General features: G+C 45.3%; 14 protein-coding genes. 6 read left to right on the forward strand and 8 right to left on the reverse strand.

Features of this window, described 5'->3' with window-relative positions:
• Nucleotides 1–95: 95 nt before the first annotated feature.
• The 3 genes from ABQ275_RS00260 (at nucleotide 96) to ABQ275_RS00270 (ending at nucleotide 5,812) form a co-directional block, all read left to right on the forward strand.
• Entirely contained in the window at nucleotides 96–3,074 is a 2,979-nt protein-coding gene (locus ABQ275_RS00260; RefSeq protein ID WP_349316252.1) for a PVC-type heme-binding CxxCH protein, read from the forward strand.
• A gap of 56 nt (nucleotides 3,075–3,130) precedes the next feature.
• A complete protein-coding gene (locus ABQ275_RS00265; protein WP_349316253.1) occupies nucleotides 3,131–4,513 on the forward strand; it encodes a neutral/alkaline non-lysosomal ceramidase N-terminal domain-containing protein in 1,383 nt (460 codons plus the stop codon).
• 111 nt (nucleotides 4,514–4,624) lie between these two features.
• The gene (locus ABQ275_RS00270) at nucleotides 4,625–5,812 is read left to right on the forward strand and encodes an acetylxylan esterase (RefSeq protein WP_349316254.1); all 1,188 of its coding nucleotides are present in this window, start codon (nucleotides 4,625–4,627) and stop codon (nucleotides 5,810–5,812) included.
• A 120-nt stretch (nucleotides 5,813–5,932) separates the two neighbouring features.
• On the opposite strand, the gene ABQ275_RS00275 is transcribed toward ABQ275_RS00270, so the two are convergent.
• From ABQ275_RS00275 to ABQ275_RS00305, 7 genes are all read right to left on the reverse strand, one after another.
• Nucleotides 5,933–6,727, reverse strand: a complete 795-nt coding sequence (locus ABQ275_RS00275) for a PKD domain-containing protein (protein WP_349316255.1) — start codon at nucleotides 6,725–6,727, stop codon at nucleotides 5,933–5,935.
• A 33-nt stretch (nucleotides 6,728–6,760) separates the two neighbouring features.
• Complete coding sequence (locus ABQ275_RS00280; RefSeq protein WP_349316256.1) at nucleotides 6,761–8,461, reverse strand: RagB/SusD family nutrient uptake outer membrane protein; 1,701 nt, start codon at nucleotides 8,459–8,461, stop codon at nucleotides 6,761–6,763.
• Between the two features lie 22 nt (nucleotides 8,462–8,483).
• Entirely contained in the window at nucleotides 8,484–11,282 is a 2,799-nt protein-coding gene (locus ABQ275_RS00285) for a TonB-dependent receptor (protein WP_349316257.1), read from the reverse strand.
• A gap of 43 nt (nucleotides 11,283–11,325) precedes the next feature.
• Nucleotides 11,326–13,029: a RagB/SusD family nutrient uptake outer membrane protein gene (locus ABQ275_RS00290; protein WP_349316258.1), complete on the reverse strand. Its 1,704-nt coding sequence runs from the start codon at nucleotides 13,027–13,029 to the stop codon at nucleotides 11,326–11,328.
• Nucleotides 13,030–13,040: 11 nt separating this feature from the next.
• Nucleotides 13,041–16,190 (reverse strand): TonB-dependent receptor, encoded by a 3,150-nt coding sequence (locus ABQ275_RS00295; protein WP_349316259.1) that lies wholly within the window; start codon nucleotides 16,188–16,190, stop codon nucleotides 13,041–13,043.
• Nucleotides 16,191–16,256: 66 nt separating this feature from the next.
• Nucleotides 16,257–17,693 carry a hypothetical protein gene (locus tag ABQ275_RS00300; protein ID WP_349316260.1) on the reverse strand — a complete coding sequence of 479 codons (1,437 nt, stop codon included), beginning with the start codon at nucleotides 17,691–17,693 and terminating at the stop codon, nucleotides 16,257–16,259.
• 737 nt (nucleotides 17,694–18,430) lie between these two features.
• Complete coding sequence (locus ABQ275_RS00305) at nucleotides 18,431–19,297, reverse strand: protease complex subunit PrcB family protein (RefSeq protein WP_349316261.1); 867 nt, start codon at nucleotides 19,295–19,297, stop codon at nucleotides 18,431–18,433.
• Between the two features lie 260 nt (nucleotides 19,298–19,557).
• Here ABQ275_RS00305 and ABQ275_RS00310 point away from each other — a divergent pair, with 260 nt between their 5' ends.
• The 3 genes from ABQ275_RS00310 to ABQ275_RS00320 are packed head-to-tail and all read left to right on the forward strand — an operon-like array spanning nucleotide 19,558 to nucleotide 22,377.
• A complete protein-coding gene (locus tag ABQ275_RS00310) occupies nucleotides 19,558–19,902 on the forward strand; it encodes a YciI family protein (RefSeq protein WP_349316262.1) in 345 nt (114 codons plus the stop codon).
• Between the two features lie 5 nt (nucleotides 19,903–19,907).
• The gene (locus ABQ275_RS00315; protein WP_349316263.1) at nucleotides 19,908–21,164 is read left to right on the forward strand and encodes a DUF6596 domain-containing protein; all 1,257 of its coding nucleotides are present in this window, start codon (nucleotides 19,908–19,910) and stop codon (nucleotides 21,162–21,164) included.
• Nucleotides 21,165–21,213: 49 nt separating this feature from the next.
• The gene (locus ABQ275_RS00320; RefSeq protein WP_349316264.1) at nucleotides 21,214–22,377 is read left to right on the forward strand and encodes a serine hydrolase domain-containing protein; all 1,164 of its coding nucleotides are present in this window, start codon (nucleotides 21,214–21,216) and stop codon (nucleotides 22,375–22,377) included.
• Here ABQ275_RS00320 and ABQ275_RS00325 read toward each other — a convergent pair.
• A complete protein-coding gene (locus ABQ275_RS00325; protein ID WP_349316265.1) occupies nucleotides 22,362–22,919 on the reverse strand; it encodes a hypothetical protein in 558 nt (185 codons plus the stop codon). The two genes, ABQ275_RS00320 and ABQ275_RS00325, sit on opposite strands and share 16 nt — an antisense overlap.
• Between the last annotated feature and the right edge of the window lie 3 nt (nucleotides 22,920–22,922).

Here is a 22,922-nt window from a genome sequence, read left to right on the forward strand (position 1 = left end):
CAACATGCAATTTCAAATTAAAATGCAAATTTAACATGTATCATTTCCCTCGTTTTCATCCGTCTTTAATATATATATGCATATGTTTCGTGATTATGTCCGGTTGCCGCAATAGCACGCCAGCTGCCTCCTCCGGAGGGGTGAAGGCGTCGGAGGCACTTGCAACCATGCAGGTGGCAGATGGATTTAAAATTGAAATGATTGCTGCCGAACCGCTGATCTCCTCTCCTGTAGACATGGAAATTGATGAGTATGGACGTATGTATGTAGTTGAAATGCACGGGTACCCGCTTGATAAAAGCGGCACCGGAAACATCATTCTGCTAACGGATACCAATGGCGATGGCGTCATGGATAAACGCACCGTATTTAAAGATAACCTCATGCTGCCGACAGGGATCTTACGCTGGAAAAAAGGTATACTGGTGACCGACTCGCCGAATATACTTTACCTCGAAGATGCTGACAATGATGGCAAGGCGGAAGTGGTGGATACGGTATTGACCGGCTTTGGTCTCACCAATCCACAGCATAACCTGAACAGCCCTGTATACGGATTGGATAACTGGATCTATGCTGCGCATGAAGGGGTGGTGAAAACCAGGGATTATATGGAAGAATTTGGGGACGAAGGAACAGCTATTTATTATCCGGCTGATTCTAATGCTGTCCGGCTGCCGCAAAATGCCGGTGGGCGGTCTATCCGTTTTCGTCCTGACCGTACCAAACTCGAAATGCTTTCCAGCCGTTGCCAGTTTGGTCAAACCTTTGATCAGTGGGGCCACCTGTTTGGTTGCAACAACTCCAACCAGGGTTACCAGGAAGTGATTGCAAACCGTTATTTTGAACGCAATCCCAACCTGTTGGTATCAGATGCCACCCAATCCATGTCCGATCACCTGGATGCTGCGGAAGTATTTCCGACAACAACAAATCCTGACCGCCAGTTGCTCACGAATGTAGGTGTAATGACTTCCGCCTGCGGACTTACAGACTACATGGGAGATGCTTTTCCGGCGCCCTTCAATCAACATGTCACTTTCGTTGCGGAACCCGTAAGTAACCTGGTCCACGTGGATGTGCTGAAAGACAGCGGTGCAAGTTTTGTAGCCAGCAGAATTTTTCCTAACAAAGAATTTCTTACTTCTACGGATGCGTGGTCACGGCCGGTAAATATGTATGTTGGACCGGACGGCGCATTGTACGTACTTGATTATTACAGACGGGTCATTGAATCTCCTGAGTGGTTGTCTGCGGAAGTAGTGGCCGCCGGCGGATTGTATGACGGCGTTGAACAGGGAAGGATATATCGCATTACACCCACAAACGGCGCTACAGCAGCCTGGATGAAGGGACTTAAACTGGGTGATGCGAAAAGCGAAGAACTGGTAGCCTATCTTTCCAACAAAAACGCCTGGTGGAGAACAAATGCACAGCGTTTATTAGTAGACCGCTCAGATAAATCGGCCATTCCTGCTCTTGTTGCTATGACGCAGAACCCCTCATCTGATCTGGGCCGCCTGCATGCATTGTGGACACTGGAAGGAATGGGAGAACTCAGACCGGAACAAATTATAGCTGCTTTAAAAGATACAGTAGCGGGAGTACGGGAAAATGCGGTGAAGCTCGCGGAACTGCACCTCGATGCAGCACCGGAATTAGCCAAAACATTATTGTCCTTACAGGCAGATCCCAACCATAAAGTGCGGCTTCAATTGCTGCTGACATTGGGATTCTTAAATACACCTGAAGCAGCGCAGGCCAGGAATAAACTATTATTTACCGATATAAATGATAAGTGGGTACAGATCGCGGCGCTATCTGCCGGTTCATCGCAAACAGGATCTTTGTTGCAGGTAATCCTTAACAAGTATCAGCAGGATGTTCCTGCGTATGCTTCATTGGTACAGCGATTGACCACCATGATGGGCGGTAGCGACAGTGCGACAGTTATTCATGAACTGATCCGGAAATCTACAGGAACGCCATCTCCTAAAACAGAAGCGTGGCAGTCCGCCATCATGAAAGGACTGGCCCAGGGAATGAAAAACAGGAAGTCACCGCTGACCGTTGCAGAACCCGATCAGCAACTGCTTATTCACACGTTTTTTACCAGTCCGTCAAATGACTTGCGGCACGCGTCTTTTCAACTGTTGAAATCAACCGGTATATCAGATGACCTGGTGAAAGCGGCGGCTATTGCCCAGGCGCTAACCATTGCAGGTGATACAAAGTTGCCCGATGAAAAAAGAGCGGATGCAATAGATTTTATATCCTTGGGAGATGCTACTCCGCATCTGTCATTTCTCGAAAAATTAATCGTTCCCCAGGAACAGCCACGGGTGCAGCTTGCAGCGTTACGAACCATCAACACCATTCCATCTACAGAAGGTGCGCAATACTTGATACGTCAATGGCCGGTGATGACTACTGAAATAAGAGAGGCTGCCATCAGCGTATTTCTGCACAACCAGGAAAGGATCGCACTGTTGATAGACGCAATGGAGAAAAACCAGATACTCACCAGCAGTGTGAGCTTTAACACCAGTGTAGGGCTGATGCAGGTGCGGGATGAAAAGCTGCGGGAGCGTACCAGGAAATTATTTACAAGAAACCAGGAACAGGCAAAAACAATCAACAAAGAATACCAGGCTGCGCTTGAAATGAAAGGAGATCCGTTAAAAGGTAAAGAAGTGTACATGCAGAACTGTGCTATTTGTCACCAGGTAAAAGGAGGATCAGGCGTGTCTTTCGGACCGGATCTTGGAACCATTCACAATTGGAAAAAAGAAGATATCCTGGCCAATATACTGGACCCGAACCTGTCCATATTAGCAGGCTATGACCTTTGGCAGATTGAGTTGAATAATGGCGAATCTGTTCAGGGAATTATTGCTACCGAAACAGCTACCGCTATCACCGTGAAAAGTAATGGAAAGATGGACCGGCTTATTAACCGGCAGGATGTTAAGTCATTAAAATCACTGAGCATTTCGCCTATGCCGCAGGGGCTGGAAAAAAATATTGATAAGCAGGCAATGGCAGACCTGTTGACTTTTTTAAGACAGAACTAATGTATAGCACCCGTAAGGGAGAATTCCAATAATTGTATTTCAAAGACATACTATTTATGAAAATGCACGCTAAATTAACAGCCGTTCCACCTACCAGGCATCAACCAGAAACGGGTATTTTTTGCAGACTGATGATGATGCTGGTTTTTCTACTGGCAACCGAAGGGCTGTCTGCGGAAACGCCTGGCAGCAAAGCCCCGGGCGTTTTCCGAGCCGCTGTGGTAAAAGTTGATATTACACCGGATAGTCCAAAAATGTTGTTGGGTTATCAGGCGAGGCAGTCCACTGGTATCCATGACCGCATCTATCACCGGATCATTGCGCTGGATGATGGTGTAAACCAGTTCTTTTTAGTGTCATCCGATATCTGTGTTATATCACCTTCAGAGTATGATCATGTGGCATCGCTGTTGCAGCGGCAGCTGGGCATCAACCCGTTGAATTTCTGGTGGTCGCTCACGCATACACACTCTGCGCCTGAAGTGGGCGTTCCGGGGTTGCCGGCTGTGTTTATGGGAGAACGTTACAAACATGATGTAGATACTGCATATACCAAAGAGGTGGAGCAAAAATTAATTAACGGGATTATTGAAGCCCGCAAAAATCTTGTTGCAGCAAAATTGGGCATTGGCTGGGGATTTTCGCAAGCTAACATGAATCGCCGTGCAATTGATGTAGATGGTAAAGCATCTTTGGGCATGAATCCGGATGGACCGGTAGATCGCCGCATCGGTTTAATGCGGATTGATAAAGCAGATGGTACGCCGTTGGTGCTGATTTCAAATTATGCGATACATGGAACGGTGTTGGGTGGCACAAACCTGGATATCAGCGCAGATGTACCGGGACTGGTGTCTGAATATGTAGAAGAAAAAACCGGTGTTCCGCTTCTTTTTATAAACGGTGCTGCCGGTAACCTGGCGCCTATATACAGTACATATCCCAGTATTCAGTCGAGTCACCTGGGAGAGTTCCGCGTGCTGCTGGGCGACAAGATCCTGGACGCAAACAAGCAGATTACTTCTACTACAGCTGCAGTGAAATTAAACACGGGTTCAGTGACGGTGGAAACACCCCGGAAAGAAAAGCTGGGCTGGCCGGATGATATGGGTAAATACACCCGTACTTCCCAGGCAGGTGATCATACCATCCTGTTACCCATACGGTTTTTGAAGATCAATGAAGATATCGCTATATGGAGTGCGCCGGTTGAATTATTTTGCGAGATCTCCAATGATATACGCGATAAGTCACCGTTTCCATATACCTTCTATTTCGGCTATACCAACGGGTGGTTGGGATATCTTCCCAGCGAGGACCAGTTCAAACATGGCGGCTATGAAGTAGAAACGGTCAGCCCGTTTACCCCGTCCATACAAAAAGATCTGACGGAATCAGTGGTCGGGTACCTGTTTGGTGAAATGAAATCGACCCGTTAATAATATTTTTGGATTTATTTATTTTCTTATTTAGATATTTAGTTTCAGAAGAAGATATACTGCTGAAACTAAATATCTAAATAAGAAAAAATAAATCTAAAATATTATGCCATGATGACAAAACATGCTACCACTACTTTTGCGGTTTGTTTCATTACAATGTTGCTCTTATTCAACAGGGATGCGTATGCGCAGGTAGATAAGAGCCAGCTTTGCCAGGGTAAATACTGGACGGAAGCAGAAGGGAAAGAAAAATTGCAGGAATTTGCCACCAGCTATCATGATAAAGAGAGCTGGGAAACGAGGAAAGATAAGATCCGGCAAAATATTTTGCAGGGCGCCGGACTGAATCCGATGCCTGCAAAAACACCGCTTAACCCGATAATCCGGGATAAGAAAATAATGGATGGCTACACCGTTGAAAATGTAGCCTTTGAAAGCAGACCTGGTTTTTGGGTAACGGGCAATCTGTACAGGCCAGCGAAAGCGACCGGCAAAGTCCCCGGCATTTTGTGCCCGCATGGCCATTGGGACGATGGCCGTTTCCGGGATGACATGCAGTTCCGTTGTGCTGCGATGGCCAGGATGGGAGCAGTGGTGTTTGCATACGATATGGTGGGCTATGGGGAATCCACCCAAAGCGATCATAAGAACCCTGTTTTGGTAAAGCTACAAACCTGGAATAGTATCAGGGCGGTTGATTTTTTAGTTTCATTAAAAGATGTTGATGCAAAACGTATAGCCGTTACCGGTGCTTCCGGAGGAGGAACCCAATCGTTTGTATTAACTGCTATCGATAACAGGATTGCTGTTTCGGCGCCTGTAGTCATGGTGGCTGCTCATTTCTTTGGTGGCTGTGTTTGTGAAAGCGGTATGCCCATTCATAAGGCGCCCGGTTTTCAGACGAATAATGTGGAGATTGCTGCCTGTGCGGCGCCACGGCCTATGCTGCTCGTTTCCGACGGGGACGATTGGACAAAGAATACCCCGGAGGTTGAATACCCGTATATCAGGGATATCTATGCATTTTACAAGGCAGCTAACCAGGTGGAGAATGTGCATTTACCCAATGAAAAACATGACTATGGCATCTCAAAAAGAGAGGCGGTGTATCATTTCTTTGCCAGACACCTGGGATTAAACCTCAGCAAGGTGGAAGATAAAAATGGCAGTATTGACGAGTCATTTGTAAAAATTATCCCTAAAGAAAAGTTATGCGTATTTAATGCAGATCATCCCAGGCCGGCGAAGGCCATTACTGGTAATGAAGCGGTGGCAGCGTTGTTCGCAGGGAAGTAATACGATGTATAATTAAGTGCATAATAAAGAAAGCCGTCTCAGGGAATGAGACGGCTTTTTTGTTGACTACTTCAGATTGGCGGAAGTAGATAATTTTGGATGCGCTTTCAACGTTGCCAGCTATGGAATGGTTACCGTAGCATCCATTGTTGATTTATTTTCTTCTCCTGTAATACCTGTTACGGTGAGCTTCACCGTGTATGTGCCGGCAGTAGTATAGGTATGCGCAGGTGACGGAACATCAGCTTTCCCTCCATCTCCGAAATCCCAGGAATACTCAAGAGCATACGCGGAAGTGTTGGTAAACTGAATAGTATTGGGATCATCCTCCACGGGAGTACTTGTAAAACCCGCTACCGGTAAAGTGATTTTCGGATCAATAATTATAATTGTTTTACAGTTCGCAGGATTGACTTCCTTCTGCGGACTGCTAACCCCCACGCACAATGCATACAGCTGACCCGGATTGTTGCGCAGGAAATCGAGATCAACGCTCAGGGTAAAAGGAGCCCACTCTTTGCCACCTGCCATATCAACGGCAGATTCAATCGTGTATTTGTCGGCAGGCAAAAGCAGCGTGCCGGTTAATATGCTGGCATCAATCATCCGCGTAATGGTATCCGTATCCACTTTTATATCTACCGTAAATCCTCCGTTGTTGTTAATACCGGACCGGTACACGCTTAAAGGAACATTGAATTTTTTAGCAGCCATATCTACCACATACCTGAAAGGTTTGTTAGCCGGCGAAACACCGGCTATTATATAGTTGCCATTAACGGCGGCGGGCATGTAAATTTTTTGATCGGGATAGTCTGCATCTACTATCTCTTTATAACTACAGGAAGCCAGCGTAATAACAAATCCCGATAAGGCTACCAGTATTTTTATGTTGTTGACGAAACTATTTCTCATGATGTAATATTTGGTATGTTAAGATATAAACCATTACCACAGCGGGTTCTGTACCAGTTCTGTTGAAATGGTCAGCTCTCCCTGGGGAATAGGATACAAATACATTTTAGGATCAAACACGCGGTTCTCAACAACGATGGGTACATATTTGAATGAGCCATCCGTATTTTTAGTGATGTCTACACCGCGGAGTGGCACACCCAGGTAGGCAGGTCCCTGCATCCATCTGCGTACATCCCAGCTACGGTGATCTTCAAATGCAAATTCAACCCTGCGTTCATTGCGAATCCTTTCCCGCATAGCCGCCTGTGAGAGGTTGGAAGGCACTCCCGGCATATCAATGCCAGGTCTGGAGCGCACCATATCTACATAGGTTTTGATATCCGCATTGCCGGGGCTGTATTCATTCAGTGCTTCAGCATAATTCAGGTACATCTCCGGTAAGCGGATCAGTATCCAGCTGTGTACACTCGTATTGTTTAACAAGATGTTGGTATACTCACTCAGGTATTTTTTGAGATAATACCCGGTTTTAGTAGCGTTGGCGATGCCTTTGCCATCTTGTCCGCCGGCCCATATTTCCACGCCGCGGCTTTTATACCAGGTATTGTTGGTGATGATATTCAGATCCAGACGTGGGTCACGGTTGGCATAGGGATTGGCGGCTTGTACCGGATTTTCCCAGTTGAAAGGTGTACCGTCTTTCATTTCATAGGCATCTACCAGGTTTTGTGATGGCGTTGTTCCGCTTTCTCCCAGATCAAAACCAATCGGATAGTTGGCTTTTTCAAACTCGTTGCTACCACCATTGCGGCGGGTAAGAATGATTTCCGGGATGTTGTAGTTATTGAAAATGCTTCTGTAATCGTAATGCAGCCAATAGCTGGAACCTGCAAGATCAATAACAGCCTTTGCTGCTGCCGCTGCGGCCTGCCAGCGGGCCTGCCGGTCGCCGGTGAGGGAGATCAGTTCAGGATGGCCATAGCCACCGGCCCAGGAGGGCGTATTGAATAAATCGCTGGCGGCATACAATAGTACCCGGCTTTTCAGGGCGAGTGCCGCACCTTTGGTAGCCCTTCCCAGGTCAATGTCTGCATAAACAACCGGCAACGCTGCTGCGGCAGAATCACATTCATCCGTTACAAACTTGATACAATCTGCAAGTGTATTGCGTTTTATGCTTTTGAAATCGTCTGTCAGGGATAGTGCTTCTGTAAAAATAGGTACACCACCATAACGCTTTATCAATTCGGAATAGAAAAACGCCCTTAAAAAACGTGCTTCGTATTTCCACCTGCGTATTTCTGCGATCCGGGTATTATAAACACTCTGTTGTGAAGGACTTGGATCAAGCCTGTATACTTCCAGGTCAATACTATCGGATGATACGAGGAACTGGTTTACTTTGCGTATCGCTTTATAATACCTGCTCCAGGCATTATCCGGATTGTCAAATGCATTCCAGGAACCGTTATTAAACTTTTGTATGGCAGCTGTTTCGTTTGTATGTTCCGCTTCATCAGTAGCAGATGCCATCATGGCCCTGTCTATATACAGAAACCCTTCCGGAAGATCCGTATATAACGATGCCTGCCTGTAACCGGTTTGTTGATAGGAAGAAGTAATCTGCTTTTCACTCTTGTTGGTCAGTACTTCCCGGTCCAGTTTTTCACAGGCGCTTACGCTTAACAGGATGAGCGCGATGAAAGGAAAGATGAAAATATTGTTTTTCATTTTTTTTGTATTAAATGTTCAGTTAAAACCGGATCCTAGTTCCTGCAGACAGTGTTCTTACTGCCGGATAACCAACTGAAAGTGTTTCAGGATCTATGTTGCCATCTATACCGTCAATTGAAAACAGGTTAGTACCGTTGATAAATACCCGCAGCATGTTAATATGAATTTTGCTGAGCGTGTTGGGAGGAAGCGTATAACCTACTTCCAGGCTGCGCAATTTTATAAAGCTGCCATTCCGCTGCCAGAAAGAAGAGTAACGGTAATTATTCAGATTATTCTGAGATGATAATCTGGGATAAGTAGCCGTTGCCGCTGTTTCCGGTGTCCATCTTCCAAGTGCCATGGGACTAACGGGTCCGTTATTCTGAAAGGCCTGGTAGTTTGCACCCAGGTAAATGGTATTGCCGCTTACGCCCTGAAACAGTGCATCCAGGTCAAATCCTTTGAACTGAAAACCGGTGTGCAGGGTGTAAGTAAGCGTGGGAAGCGCCGTTTTGCCAATCGGGTAAGCATCATTCTGATCAATTACATTATCTCCATTCTGATCTTTATATTTTATATCTCCCGGTTGAACAGGTGTGAAAATTTGTTTGGGACTGGCAGTAATATCCTGCTCATCTTTAAAGAAGCCAATGGCTTCCAGGCCAAAAGGCTGATTCACAGCGCGGCCTGTCTGGTATAAGTAGGTGTTTAACTGCACACTTTCGGAGTTGTACACTATTTTGTTTTTAGCATACCATGCACCGGTTTCCACAAACCATTGCAGGTTTTTAGCCGGGTTGCTGTTGTAACGCAGCATAGCTTCGAATCCCTGGTTGTTTACTTTTCCCACGTTCGTGGTAGGCAAATCAACGCCTACATATTGCGGTACCGTGAGGTTAGGCTGTGCCAGTATGTGATACCTGTCCTGTTTGAAGATGTCCAATGTTACCTGTAAACGCTTGGCAATAGTGGCTTCCAGGCCGAAGTTCATTTTCTTTTCTTTCTCCCAGGTAACACCGGTATTTGCAGGCGTTCCTTCTGCGAGCCCGGCTGTTCCTGTATTCCCGGTACCAAAATGTGGAGAAGCACCAAAGGGATATAGCTGATCAAACATAAACCGTTGTCCGCCTATCTTATCATTTCCAACTAATCCATAGGAGGCCCTTATTTTTAAATAGCTGAACACTGTACTCTCCTTCAGGAAAGCTTCTTCAGAAGCGATCCAGCCTGCTGATACAGCGGGGAAATAACCGAAGCGGTTGCCTTTGGGGAAATTCTCAGAGCCCATGTATGACAATGATAATTCCGCGATGTACTTGCGACTGTTGGCATAGGTAAACCGGCCACCTGCATTTATATGTTTGTAGGGAAGATTATTTCCGCTGATTTCATAAACATCCTGGTTGTACATGAGCATGGTGCTTATATCATGCTGTCCGAAGCTCCTGTTATAATCAAGAAAACCCTGTAGTGCATAGTTGCGCCATTGGTCCGACTGGCTTTCATCGCCTGTCAGGGATGTTTCCTGTCCGAATTTGGTATACACCGTATCGTTGCCTTGTTTTGAAATGGAGAACCTTTCATACTGCTTGCTTTTATTGGAGTAGCTGGTAAAAAAGTTATTCGAAGAGAAGGCAAGCGAAGCACTCAAACCAGGCGTCACCATGTCCAGTTGTTGGGTAAGCTTTATCGCGGACTGAAGGGATCTGCCGTTAGAAGTATAGGAGCCTGTTTGCAGCATATTGCCCAGCGGATTGGTAAATCGTGCATTGCCACCAAAACTTCCGTCAGGGTTATATACCGGGAAAGCGTTAGGCGGAATAGCTGCCATCAGGTCAAATAACCCTCCCGTGGTATTGCCCGCCGGATTGGCTTTGTCCTCTACCGTACCACCCAGTGTTACATACGCTGTGAGCCTTTTCGTTATGTTGATATCAACATTGGAACGGAAATTATACCGGCTGAATTTTGAATTGGTACTTTCTTCATTTTCGTTACCGGCCTTGATATACAAACCCTGGCTATTCATGGCATTTAATGCTACAAAATACCGGACGGTGCTGCTTCCACCATTGAAATTTAAATTGTAGTTGGAGATAGGCGCCGTATTTCTTAATGTTTGTTTATACCAGTTTACATCCGGATGAAAGTAAGGATCACTACCTGTTTTGTAGGCCTGCAAATCATTTTCCGTGTATAAAGCGGTTTTGCCATCGTTTACCAATGCTTCATTATAAAGCCGGGCATAGTCATATGAATTTGAAAATTTTGGAAGACCAATTGCATTGGTAAAACCCTGTTGCGTGCTGAAGGTTACTTCCAGCGGGCCTTCTTTACCTCTTTTCGTAGTGATCAGCAATACGCCGTTAGCTGCTCTGCTGCCATACAGGGCGGTTGCGGAAGCATCTTTCAGAAATGATACGGATTCAATTTCATCCGTAGTCAGTTGTTCAAAAGTGCTTTCATAACCATCTACGATGACTAAAAGATTGTGGCCGGCAGCGCCGAAAGTATTAACACCGCGTCCGTACAATGCGGGCGAATTGGCGCCTGGTTCACTGCTGCCTTGCATTACCGTCAAACCTGGTAATCTGCCAAACAGCGTGTTGGCCAGATTGGTGTTAAAGGATTTCTGCAATTCGGTTCCCTTTACCGTAGAAAGGGCGCCTGTTACCATCCAGGCGGGTTGTGAGCCGTATGCAATATGCACGGCTGCGTCTTTATTATTCACCTGTATGGCAGAATCGCCGGAAGGTGTTTGGGCGGTAGAAATTTTACTCCACCCGGTACTGAAAAGCAGGATTAAAAAGATACCCTGGTAATATGTAGATTTCATAAAGTTTCTTTTTTACTGTAGAAAATGCGGATGTCATTACACCTTACCAACCCGGGTTTTGTACCAGGTCACCTTTGTTTACTTCCGATGTTATAAAAGGATGTAAATACATTTTACGCAGGAAGGTGCGCACTTCATACACATAAGGTACATAGCGGATCTCCGTGCTGTTAGGAACTTCAGAGAGTTTTAGTCCCCAGAAATTTCCTTTCATGACACCATCATTTTCTGCAATCATCCAGCGTCTGATATCCCAGAAGCGTTGATCTTCATAGGCTAGTTCAATGTCACGTTCATTTCTTACCCGCAGTCTGAATTGGTCCTGATTGAGTCCGGTAGGAAGATCGGGCATACCGGAACGCTTTCTGATGATATTTACCGCGTCGTATGCCGCTGGTAACGGTCCTTGTGCTTCATTCAATGCTTCTGCATAGTTCAGATAAGCTTCTGCCAGGCGGAAGATCTGCCAGCTGGGTATTTGTGGAGAACCGTTGTCCAGGGTTTCCGGAATTAATTTGTGCATCCAGGAACCAATACTGTTTCCATTGATACAATCCATCACAGGTGTTTCCCTGTTCCAGTAGGAGCCATGATACGCGATTGTTTGTTTGAAACGGGGATCGAGTTCATCGTACTTTTTCATGAGATCATTACCGCCTGTTGCGCTCCAGGTTTGTGGGGTACCATCTTTCTTTTCATACTTACGTACAAAGTTATGTGTGGCCCATAAACCTCCCCATCCGGGGTTGACGATTTCATTCGGCTTCATTACTGCCCAGGGTAATTCCCAGGGGCTTCTCGGGCCAAATGATTTGTTGGCGAAAATTACTTCAGCGTTGTCAGGAGTGGACCATTCGTATTTATAGTTGAGATTCACACCTTTGTCAGTGATCAGGATAACACCGGCGGCAGGGGCCCAGTCGATAACGGCTTTGGCGGCATCTGCTGCCAGTTGCCAGCGGTTTTTATCTTCATTACCATAACATATCAGTTTGTTATTCTCGCCAAAATTCAAATAAGGCTGTGCGGTATTAAAGAGCGGACTGGCAGCGTATAGCAAGGCTCTCGCTTTCAACATCATCGCTGCACCTTTGGTGGCCCTGCCTCTCATGGTAGAAGGGTAGGTAGAAGGCAAAAGTGCTATTGCATCCGTACAATCGTTGACAATAAAATTGAAGCAATCTTCTATACTGCTTCTTGGAACTTTGAGGTCGTCTGTCAATTGGAAACGCTTGTCCACGATCGGAACGCCACCATAACGTTTCACCATTTCCATATAGTTTAACGCCCGTACGAACTTCGCTTCTCCCAACACCTGGTTTCTGTATGCATCATCCAGGCCGGGAACTTCACCCGTGCGTTCCAGGATAATGTTGCTCATGCGGATAGCAGTCCAGCGGAGATAAAACCGGTAATCTTCCAGGTTTACAATATCATTCGCATCTATATTTCCGGAGTTCCACCGCTGTGAAACCAGCCAGGATACAGCATATTCGGCTTCATCTGTGGCGCCCGCAGAGATATCGTAGGAGGCCGCATTGGTGAGGCTCCTGTCTTCCGTACAGTAACCGTGGTGGATACCATGCCGGTAAAGACTGGTCACATAGATTTCCAATTCGCTTTTGGAAGAGAAAAGTGTGTTTTCTGTAACATCTATCCCCGGTGCTTTATCCAGGAATGCCTTTTTACAGGACAGGATAGAAACACAGAGCAGTGCACAGATATAATAAGTTGTTATTTTTTTCATAATCGCCCTTATTAAAATTTAATATTAACACCAACGTTAACCGTCCTTGTTAATGGGTAAGGTTCGGTTCCATCAATCTCGCTGGGACTTTCAGGATCTATTCCGGGGTCCATATCGCTCCAGGTAAGGAGGTTATTGGCATTCAGGTAGAAGCGCGCGGAGCTGATGCCCACTCTCTTCAACATATTACCGGGTAATGTATAACCCACTTCCATGTTTTTTAAACGGACATAACTGGCATCCCTGATCCAATAGGTCGATTCTTTATAGTTGTGTTGTTGTGTTTCATAACCTATAGATAAATGCGGGAAATTAATGGGCAGCCCCTGATCATAACGCTCCTGGCTCCAGCTGCTCAGCAGGTTGTTGATAGCACCGCTATTGAGCGGAAAACCGATCATGGCAAGTCTTGGCATGTGTACCGATACATTGGTGGCGCCCAGGAACAAGACAGAGAAGTCGAATCCTTTGAAACTTCCACCGAAGGATAAACCGCCCATTTTTTCAGGGAAGTTGGAATAACCGATAGGCACTCTGTCATCATCCGTAATTCTTCCATCTCCGTTTACATCTTTATACCTGATGTCGCCGGGTTGAATTTTATTATTATTCCATTGTGATACCGGTCTGTTGGCATCATTTACTTCAGCCCAGGAATTATACAAACCTTCTGCTATTAACCCGAAGTACTGACCGAGGCGTTGTCCGCTGCGGTTCTGATAGGGCATAGGTTGCGGTATTTCATCCATGAATACAATCTTGTTGCGTGCAAAAGTGACATTGGCTTTTACCCAGTAGCGGAAGCTATTCACCTCGCTGTTAAATGCGATGTCGGCATCAAAACCTTTGTTCACCATCTTCCCAAAATTGTATGCCGGAAGAATAGCGCCTGTAATAGCAGGAATATTTTGTTTGGAAGCAAGGATATTATCCCTGTTTTCATTAAACCAGTCGGCAGTGATGGTAATTTTATCTTTCCAGAAAGAGAGTTCTATACCCAGATCCTTTTTCAGTGCACGTTCCCAGGTAAGATCCCCGTTGCCTAACGCACCTTCTACGGCAGTGTTATATTGGGTGAAATTGCTACCGGCTTCTCCGAAATAGTAACCGGGGTTGTTGGAATAAGTAAAGGAGGTAGGTCTGTAAAGGAACCTGGCGCCTCCGATCTTATCGTTTCCGACTTCACCATAGGAACCTCTTATTTTTATAAATGTCAGCACATCATTTTTAGGAAAGAAGGCTTCCTGGGAAGGCACCCAGCCCAGTGAGTATGCAGGGAAAAAGCCAAAGCGTTTGCCTTCGGCAAAGTTTTCCGTACCATTGTAGCCGATGTTAAATTCTGCGAGGTAACGGCCTTTGTAATCATAAGTGGCACGCCCTACAACGCCCTGGTAACCGTTGGGTACAAGGAAAGCCAGGTTAGGATCGAATAGTTTGCTCTGGTTGTACAGCAATAAGCCGGTAACGGTATGACTGCCAAAAGTTCTGTTGTAGTCCAGTCCGATTTCAGAATAAGTTCTCCTGTTTTTACCAATTACTTCATCAAACCCGAAAGCATCATCCAGGCTTTGTGGAATATAAACAATGTTGCCATCCGGTAATCTTTTAGCCAGGTAGTCAACCAGTCCTTTAGAATAGATATCGTTTTTATTATTAAAGTTCTGGTATGATATTTTTCCGTGGATAGAAAAGCCTTTGGTAATCATGTCCAGGTCGTAGTCCATTCTTACCGCACCATTGAGGTAGTTGCGGTATTCTTTTTTGTAACCGGCGCCCAGCATAATATTAATGGGATTTACCGGACCGGGCATGCCCAGCTGTACTACCTTACCATCTACTACACCGGGAGAATACAAAGGATTACCGTCTCCAAGGCCCTGGAAAACCCGGTTGGTATTCCAGTTGGCGCCTCTTCTGTTTTCTGTTTGCAGTGACAGATCGAGGGAAGCTTTCAACCGTTTGGTAATATCAAAATTGAAATTGGACCGGAGGTTATACCGTTTAAATTTCACCTGTGCATCGAAATCCGGTGACAGGGTAGTGTTCTTAAACAGGGCTTCCTGGGTAAACAATCCGCCGGAAACGAAGTATTTTACTTTTTCCGTTCCTCCGCTGATAGAGATATTATTTTGTGTTTGCAGGGAAGATTTTTTCAATAGCAGGTCGTACCAGTTGGTATTAGGATAAAATATAGGATCTTCTCCTGACCTGTATTTGGAAATAGCCTCATCACTATAAGTAGGCGTGTATACACTTCCCGTTATATAGGAATCGTATTTTTTAGCGGCGTTGTAAGACGTGGCATAATCCGCACTGTTCATCGGTGTCCTCACTGAGGTAAAGCTGGTTTGCGCCACATTGGAGGTGAAACTGAGTTGTGGTTTTCCCAGTTTACCCCTTTGGGTGGTGATCAGCAATACGCCATTAGCGCCTCTTACACCATAAATGGCGGTGGAGGAGGCATCTTTTAAAATAGTGACGCTGGCAATTTCGTTTGGATCAATGTTATTATAGTTGGCTACTTCTATACCATCTACCATAATCAAAGGGTCCTGTGATCCGGTAAATGTTCCGACACCCCTGATCCTTAGTTTTGACTGGTCATTGCCGGGTTCACCACTGGACTGTGTGGCCAGCAGACCCGACATGCGTCCTACCAGTGAGTTACTGATATTAGCTACGGGCGATTGCAGCAGGTCTTTGGTAGTAACAGTAGCAATAGCACCGGTTACGGATACTTTTTTCTGCGTACCATAACCTACCACCACTACTTCATTGAGTTTTTCCAGTTGTTCCAGCAAAGTAATATGTAATACGGTAGCATTACCTACTTTGCGCTCCTGTGTGATGTAGCCCATGTAGGTGAATATCAGCACGGCTTCTTCATCAGGCACTTTAATAGTGTATTTGCCCATGTCGTTGCTGACGGTAGCTGATTTTCCACCTTTTACCTGAATGCTTACACCAGGCAGGTTCTCGCCTTTTTCGCTTCTTACAGTACCTGTAATAATTACCTCAGCCGGTTTACTCCTGACTGAAAATGCAGTGTGATTTGTGCGGGGTGTGCCGGTCATCATGTCTTCCGGTGCTTTGCCATTGTCAGCAAGGGCACTCCCGGGAAGACAGAAAACTATAAATAGCGGCAGTACAATTTTTTTCATAAATAAATGGAATTTAGGATGCTGTTCATATTTATGATCTTTGGTTGACGGTCATTTAATATTTCGTTACTTCTTCATTATAATATAAGTAGGACGTTCGCTTACCGTAAGTGTGATGGCAGACTTGCCAGCCTTTTTCCATGCAGCCTGTGGTGCTTTCCCGTCGGCGGTGGCCATGCCTGCTACTTCAGTAGGTGTGCCTGGAAGATCTTTCAATGTGGTTTTGATTTCACGGGCTACATAAGTATCTTTTTCAAAGGTTTTAGCTCCGGTTGGTGACCAGGCCATCCAGATTACACGTGTAGGGTCTGTATCATGCTCAAATTCATATACGAACAAATCCCCGATATCTTTTTTCACAACGCGTTTGAAGCGGTAATCGCCCAGTGTTTTGTACAGCTGTTTCACTGCCCAGAAAGACATTTTTGGTTTAAATTCCCGTGTTAATCCGGAAGCCGCATGGAAAGATGCTTCATCATTGTCGTCATAGTAGTAGAGGTAGGCGCGGCTGATATCACGCTCCGCAAAAACGAGGAAAGAACGAACAAGGTATTGCGCCTGCTGTAAATCGGTAGCACCCTGCCAGTTGAGCTTCAGCGCCCAGTCCTTGCGGTATTTCATGGCTTCCGGTGTACAGGCGTCATAACCAAATTCGGTCACCCATATCTCTTTATCTGTCGCGTTTTTATTGCGCCATTCAACGGTTTCGTCGATCACTTTCAGGTAAGCGATGGAAGTATCTTCGGGATAGCTGCGATGCCAGTTGTTTTGTGTGGCCTCCGTTTTATCCATCGTGGAATACGTGTGTACATTGATCACATCATACAGGGGCAGAATATCTTTTTCAGCATACATACCACGTAAATCCTGCGAGTAGTCATCTCCGTTACGCGCCTGTGCGGTAGGGGTGAGGATCTTTGCTGCAGGGTCGCCATCACGGATACCCTGGGCCATTTGTTTGAAAACGGTTCTGAACAGGGCCGGATTAAACCGGGTGCCAGGTTCATTATCTATCTCAAAAGAGGTAGCCAGCTTATGTCTGCCCGAAGGGCCATAATAAGCGGCCATGGCTTTACCATAGTTATATGTCCACCGCTCCTGTCCTGCCCAGGCAGCTTCATAGCTGGGGGAGTTGGTACCGAAAGCGCCGAACTGGATACAGATATCCGTTTCAAAGCCCGCTTTTTTCCACGGACCATATACATCTTCCTTCCAGTTTACATGATTCGCACTTTCCGGTATGGTAACCGGTGCACCCAGTTTCTTTACATCCCAGTCTATATTATGGTAGTTGCGGACAAGCCGGCATACCTGGTTGTACAGTTCCGGTTTGAAGGTATAGTGGCCATTAATGCCCATGAAGTCTTTAAACAATGGCCTGGCTACAGGAGGAGATGTTTTTATTTTTCCAACTCCGGGCGCCGCTTTTTCTGCAGATTGCGAAAAGACAATCTGGCTTCCGATAATACTGATACAAGAAATCAGCAGTAAAATTTTCTTCACAGACGTAAAATTTTATTGGTAAAAAGATTGAGTGTACTAAAGAATGTTTTGTTGAACCGGACATAGGTAATGCGCATAGCTCCGCCACCACCCCGATGATGAGGGTGTTATCCAATGAATACCAGCTACAACCTTGTTGTTATGGATGCCTGGGCTGATGATTTATGCCTGTCTTTTTTTATTGAGTAGTCCCGGTCCTATCTGATCCGGAACGCATATAATGGAATTTGTCTGACTTATACCGACGTATACATTTGTGCCGGCTAATATGCTGTATACAGAATTTTATTTTTTTTGATTGAAAATAACGATGGAATTAATCTCTGAAAAGATGATGTTTACTAGCTGTTTATTTGTTTATTAATTGTATAATTAACAATTATTTTTTTAAACGTGAAAATCCGTAAAAAGGGCCTTTCATACACAATGTAGTAATTTGTTTTTAATAATTGTATGATTAACAATTATAATCCACATTAAAAAATGTAAATCATTTACTGTAAAGGATTTTGAGCTGTTTTTTATCCGGTCGGACCATATTTTTTTTATCTTGATAGGAAAATCAGGGATACCGGCGTGGGATAAGCGGTAAAGGAAGCCCTTGTGCGGTTATGCTTCCAATATATGTATGGTTTGTGTGTATAACAGGGCCTTTTTTTTGGTTGCATTATTTCATCATCCGGTTATTGGATCATGTTTATGATCTTAATAACCGGATGATGAAAGCACAGACTTTTTTACTCTTTTTCCAGGGTAATGTGGTAGGCAGATGATACAAAAGTAACGGCAGTGGGTTCCGTGATCATCTGTAGATAGGACTTGTCCGGAGCAGGATCTGTAAGTTTATAATAGATCACAGCCTCGCCGTTTTCTGAAAAAACAATACGGGTGATAGCAACCTGGTAACCGGAATTTGGTTTGCTTCCTCTTGAAATAGTAATGGTGTTAACACTGTCGTTTACAGGAACCGATGTAAAAGTAACCTCGTCCTGCGGCTTTGCAGCTTCGGCATTCGCCGTTTTATGGGATTGTATAAAGGTGGCGGCATTTTCTACCATCTTTGCTGCCTCTTCCGGCGTGATATAGGCTTTGGGGCGGAACTTTTCATTTTCCAGCGATACTACATTGAATTTAATCAACGTTTGTACGGCGGACAATGTTTCTTCCGAAAAGCTGGCTTCATCACCTACGTGCAGCCACATCATATTGGTAGGGTATTGCCCCGTAGTCTGAATACCCTGCAACAGGCTCAATGCAAATTGCTCCCTGGTCATCGCTGCTTCCGGTTTGATGGTCCGGTTTAGTTTTATACCGTTGTTGGCAGCTATAATAAGCGAATGTGCATAGGATGCCTTATTATTTGCATAGACGAAATAATCAGTTGCTTTGGGTTCTTTAATAAACCTGATATTGTCTATATTCAGCCCAAGCCCTCTTACAATGAGGTCAATACCCTGGCCAAAAGAGACGCGGTTTTTGGGTTTAGGGGCAGCTGTTATCTCTTTAATTATTTCAGTATTGCCCCCTTTACCTTCCCCATAAACTGTTGGAGCCTGAAACGTCAGGAGAAATACCGGTAATGCTAATGCAGTGTAGAAATTCATAGGAAATGTACTTTGCTATGCAGCGAATGTAGCAATTTTACCAGAAATCCCGCCAGGGAGCTACTCCTTTTGATAGCAGCCGTTGATGTTGGTCTATGCGCTGTTAAGCATGAAATGAATGAAATTTTGCTAACTTAGTTTGATAGATCCATGCGGCCTTGCGGCCATTACCGCTTTGTATGACCCAAAAAATAAAAATATTTTGTCCCCTTCCTGAGCTTTCAATCGTCATTAAGACGAAACAATAAAATTTTAAAACGATGAAAGAGTTCGTATTAATTTTCAGAAACAGCAGCAATCCTCATGCTAATCCATCTCCTGAACAATTGCAGGAAAGGATGAACTGGTTAGGAAGCGTTGCCGCTCAAAACAAATTGGCCGACAAAGGTAACAGGCTGTCTGTTAGCCAAGCGAAAACCCTGAAGCCCGGCAATGTAATAACGGATGGCCCTTACACGGAAATCAAGGAATTTATCAGTGGTTATATGATTGTAAAAACAGCGACCATTGAAGAAGCTATTGAACTGGCTAAAAGTAACCCTATTCTCCAGGCTGGGGGGAATATTGAAGTAAGAGCCATATTAACACCAGGCGATAACAGTTAAAGCTAATGGAAGAAAAGGTGACATCGCATCAGGAGCTTTTACCTCACTTATTCAGGTTGGAGTATGCTAAAATGACGGCAGTATTATGCCGTCATTTTGGCCTGAAGCATATTGAAATAGCGGAAGACATTGCCAGCGAAACATTTTTAAAAGCAACCGAAACATGGAGTGTACAAGGCATTCCTGTAAACCCTACGGCCTGGCTTTATACCGTGGCTAAAAACAAAACGAAAGACTACCTCAAACGGCTTACCCTTTTTGAAACACATATAAAAGGGGCTATTAAAACAAATGAATTTCAGGCTGAAGAGGACTTTGATTTTACACTGCAAACAATTGCCGATAGTCAATTGGCTATGATCTTTGCTGTTTGTAATCCAACCAACCCGAAGGAGGCACAAATCTGCCTGGCGCTTCAAATCCTTTGTGGGTTCAGTGTGGAAGAAATTGGCAATGCATTCCTCACAAAAAAAGCCACCATAAAAAAACGGTTGCAGCGGGCAAGGACAAACCTCCGCAACGATAATTTTCAAATCGGGCTATTACAGGAAGCCACCATACACGTAAGGCTTGATACGGTTTTAAGAACTTTATACCTGTTGTTTAATGAAGGCTATTTTTCTATTTCCGGCAATCATCTGATCCGGAAAGATCTTTGTTCTGAAGCCATCAGACTGGCACTTATCCTGACCGAAAATCCATTGACGAATACCACTGAATGCAATGCCCTGCTTGCCCTGATGTGTTTTCAAAGTTCGAGACTCGATGCCAGGGCGGATGACGCAGGAGAAACTATTCTGTATGAACAGCAGGATAAAAATTTGTGGAGCAAAGAACTGATCGAAAAAGGTAATTATTATTTGGTGAATGCCTGCTCAGGAAATGAAATTTCAAAATACCATTTGGAAGCAGGCATTGCATATTGGCATACAACCCCCACAGATAACAATAAATGGGAACATATTTTACAACTGTACAACCAGCTTATCCTTATAGAATATTCTCCCATGACAGCACTAAACAGGACATTTGCCTTTGCCAAAGTGTATGGAAATGAACAGGGAATAAAAGAAGCGGAGAAACTGCACCTGGTTGAGAGCAACTATTATCATTCTTTACTGGCCTATTTATTTGCCGACACCCATATTGACAAAGCTATCGGCTATTATAACAAAGCCATCGCCCTGACAAAATCTGAAACAGAAAAGAAAACCCTGCTGAAAGAAATTGAACGGCTCTGCAAGAAGAAAGATATCCCTTAACAGCGGCAACCTTCGGTACTGTAATGGGAAGAAAAAATTAACTTTAGTTATGAACTTCCCGCTTTTCAGCATCCTGATTGCCGGCTGCTTTTCCTTCGGCCTCCTGGAAAAAGTGTCCTGCCAGTCGTTGCGTATACATATGCCCGTACCTGGCAAAAGTATTCCGCAGGTAGATGAGGTAGTAGACAGCTTTATGGCCCGGTACCAGGTACCAGGTATGTCGGTGGCCATCACCCGCAATGGCAAACTCGTATACGCCAGCGGCTACGGTACCGCTGATAAGGCTACCGGTGAGAAAGTATCACCGGCCAGCCTGTTTCGTATTGCCAGCGTATCCAAGTCAATAACGGCAACGGCCATACTAAAACTGGTGGAAGCAAAAAAACTTTCACTGGATGATAACGTGTTTGGTCCCGGTGCAATACTGGGTACCAGCTACGGTACACGGCCTTACAGCAACTGGTTAAAAGCCATCACCATCAGGGAACTGCTGCAACACACCGGCGGCGGCTGGAGTAATAACGGTGAAGATCCTATGTTCAGTAATCCCGGCATGACTGCTCCCGCCCTCATTGCCTGGACGCTCGATCACATTTCCCTGAAATATGCCCCCGGTACAGTTTACGCCTATTCCAATTTCGGATACTGTGTATTGGGGAGAGTAATTGAAAAGGTAACCGGCCTGTCCTATGAGCAATATGTAAAGTCGGCTATCCTGGCGCCGTTGGGCATTACCACTATGCAAACGGGTGGCAATACTATGGCCGACAGGAAAAAGAAGGAAGTGAAATATTATGGTCAGCATGGGGAAAACCCATACGACTTTGATGTGGCCCGGATGGATGCGCATGGTGGATGGATCGCTTCTGCTACTGATCTGGCGCGGTTCCTGGCTGGTGTAGATGGATTTCCCACCAGGCCTGATGTATTGAGCAAGGCTTCTATAATGGCCATGACTACACCTTCCACAGCCAACCCGAATTATGCATTGGGCTGGCTGGTAAATGTGTATCATAACTGGTGGCATTCAGGCTCGTTGCCGGGTACCGCCAGCGAAATTGTACGTGCCGGGAATGGGTTCAGTTGGGTGTTGTTGTGCAATACCCGCGCAGAAGAAGGTTTTTTTAATGATCTCGATGGCCTGATATGGAAAGCGGTGAATGATAAAACAACGCGCTGGCCGGATGTGGATTTGTTTCAGGCAGTTCCATGATTGCCTAATTCCGCTACAGTGTTGCTGATTTTTTGGATCCGGCGGGTCCATATTCTTCTCAGCAGGAAGAGCTGTACGCCAAGGATCAGTACTACCGCAGCCAGGGTCCAGTAGGTGCCGGTTGTCCAGCGGATGTTGATTAAAAAGAACGCTATCATTCCGGCGAAACCCAATCCACGGGAGGTGACAGATACCGTGGCGTATTGCTTCAACCGGGATAGCTGCACTTTGAGCGATTGGATCAGGTCACTGCCGGCGGCCGGCCGTTTGGCCACGATGTAGCCTGCGAGGTTGTGCAGCAACATAAAAGAAAAAGAAGCTACCAGCAATATATTGGCATAAAGCGGTTTGGTATCGCCATCAAAAAAGTCATAGTACACCAGCAGAAAAACGACATAGCTGATGCTTTCAATCGTCAGCTGTGTTTTGATGTCTTTCAGTACGGGATAACTTTTTTTATCCACAATGGCTTGCAGTGCTGTCAGTTCCCTGGATGGCGTGGTGGCGCTGTCCCAGGCTGATTTTAAAGGATCTTGTGTCATGAT

Origin of the sequence: Chitinophaga sp. MM2321 (assembly GCF_964033635.1) — a bacterium.
Lineage (GTDB): Bacteria > Bacteroidota > Bacteroidia > Chitinophagales > Chitinophagaceae > Chitinophaga.

Excerpts from the sequence above, each read along its gene's own strand:
- ABQ275_RS00295 (WP_349316259.1), bottom strand. The coding sequence starts at position 16,190 with ATGAAAAAAATTGTACTGCCGCTATTTATAGTTTTCTGTCTTCCCGGG.
- ABQ275_RS00270 (WP_349316254.1), top strand. The coding sequence starts at position 4,625 with ATGATGACAAAACATGCTACCACTACTTTTGCGGTTTGTTTCATTACA.
- ABQ275_RS00315 (WP_349316263.1), top strand. The coding sequence starts at position 19,908 with ATGGAAGAAAAGGTGACATCGCATCAGGAGCTTTTACCTCACTTATTC.
- ABQ275_RS00265 (WP_349316253.1), top strand. The coding sequence starts at position 3,131 with ATGAAAATGCACGCTAAATTAACAGCCGTTCCACCTACCAGGCATCAA.
- ABQ275_RS00275 (WP_349316255.1), bottom strand. The coding sequence starts at position 6,727 with ATGAGAAATAGTTTCGTCAACAACATAAAAATACTGGTAGCCTTATCG.
- ABQ275_RS00290 (WP_349316258.1), bottom strand. The coding sequence starts at position 13,029 with ATGAAAAAAATAACAACTTATTATATCTGTGCACTGCTCTGTGTTTCT.
- ABQ275_RS00320 (WP_349316264.1), top strand. The coding sequence starts at position 21,214 with ATGAACTTCCCGCTTTTCAGCATCCTGATTGCCGGCTGCTTTTCCTTC.
- ABQ275_RS00305 (WP_349316261.1), bottom strand. The coding sequence starts at position 19,297 with ATGAATTTCTACACTGCATTAGCATTACCGGTATTTCTCCTGACGTTT.
- ABQ275_RS00260 (WP_349316252.1), top strand. The coding sequence starts at position 96 with ATGTCCGGTTGCCGCAATAGCACGCCAGCTGCCTCCTCCGGAGGGGTG.
- ABQ275_RS00285 (WP_349316257.1), bottom strand. The coding sequence starts at position 11,282 with ATGAAATCTACATATTACCAGGGTATCTTTTTAATCCTGCTTTTCAGT.
- ABQ275_RS00280 (WP_349316256.1), bottom strand. The coding sequence starts at position 8,461 with ATGAAAAACAATATTTTCATCTTTCCTTTCATCGCGCTCATCCTGTTA.
- ABQ275_RS00325 (WP_349316265.1), bottom strand. The coding sequence starts at position 22,919 with ATGACACAAGATCCTTTAAAATCAGCCTGGGACAGCGCCACCACGCCA.
- ABQ275_RS00310 (WP_349316262.1), top strand. The coding sequence starts at position 19,558 with ATGAAAGAGTTCGTATTAATTTTCAGAAACAGCAGCAATCCTCATGCT.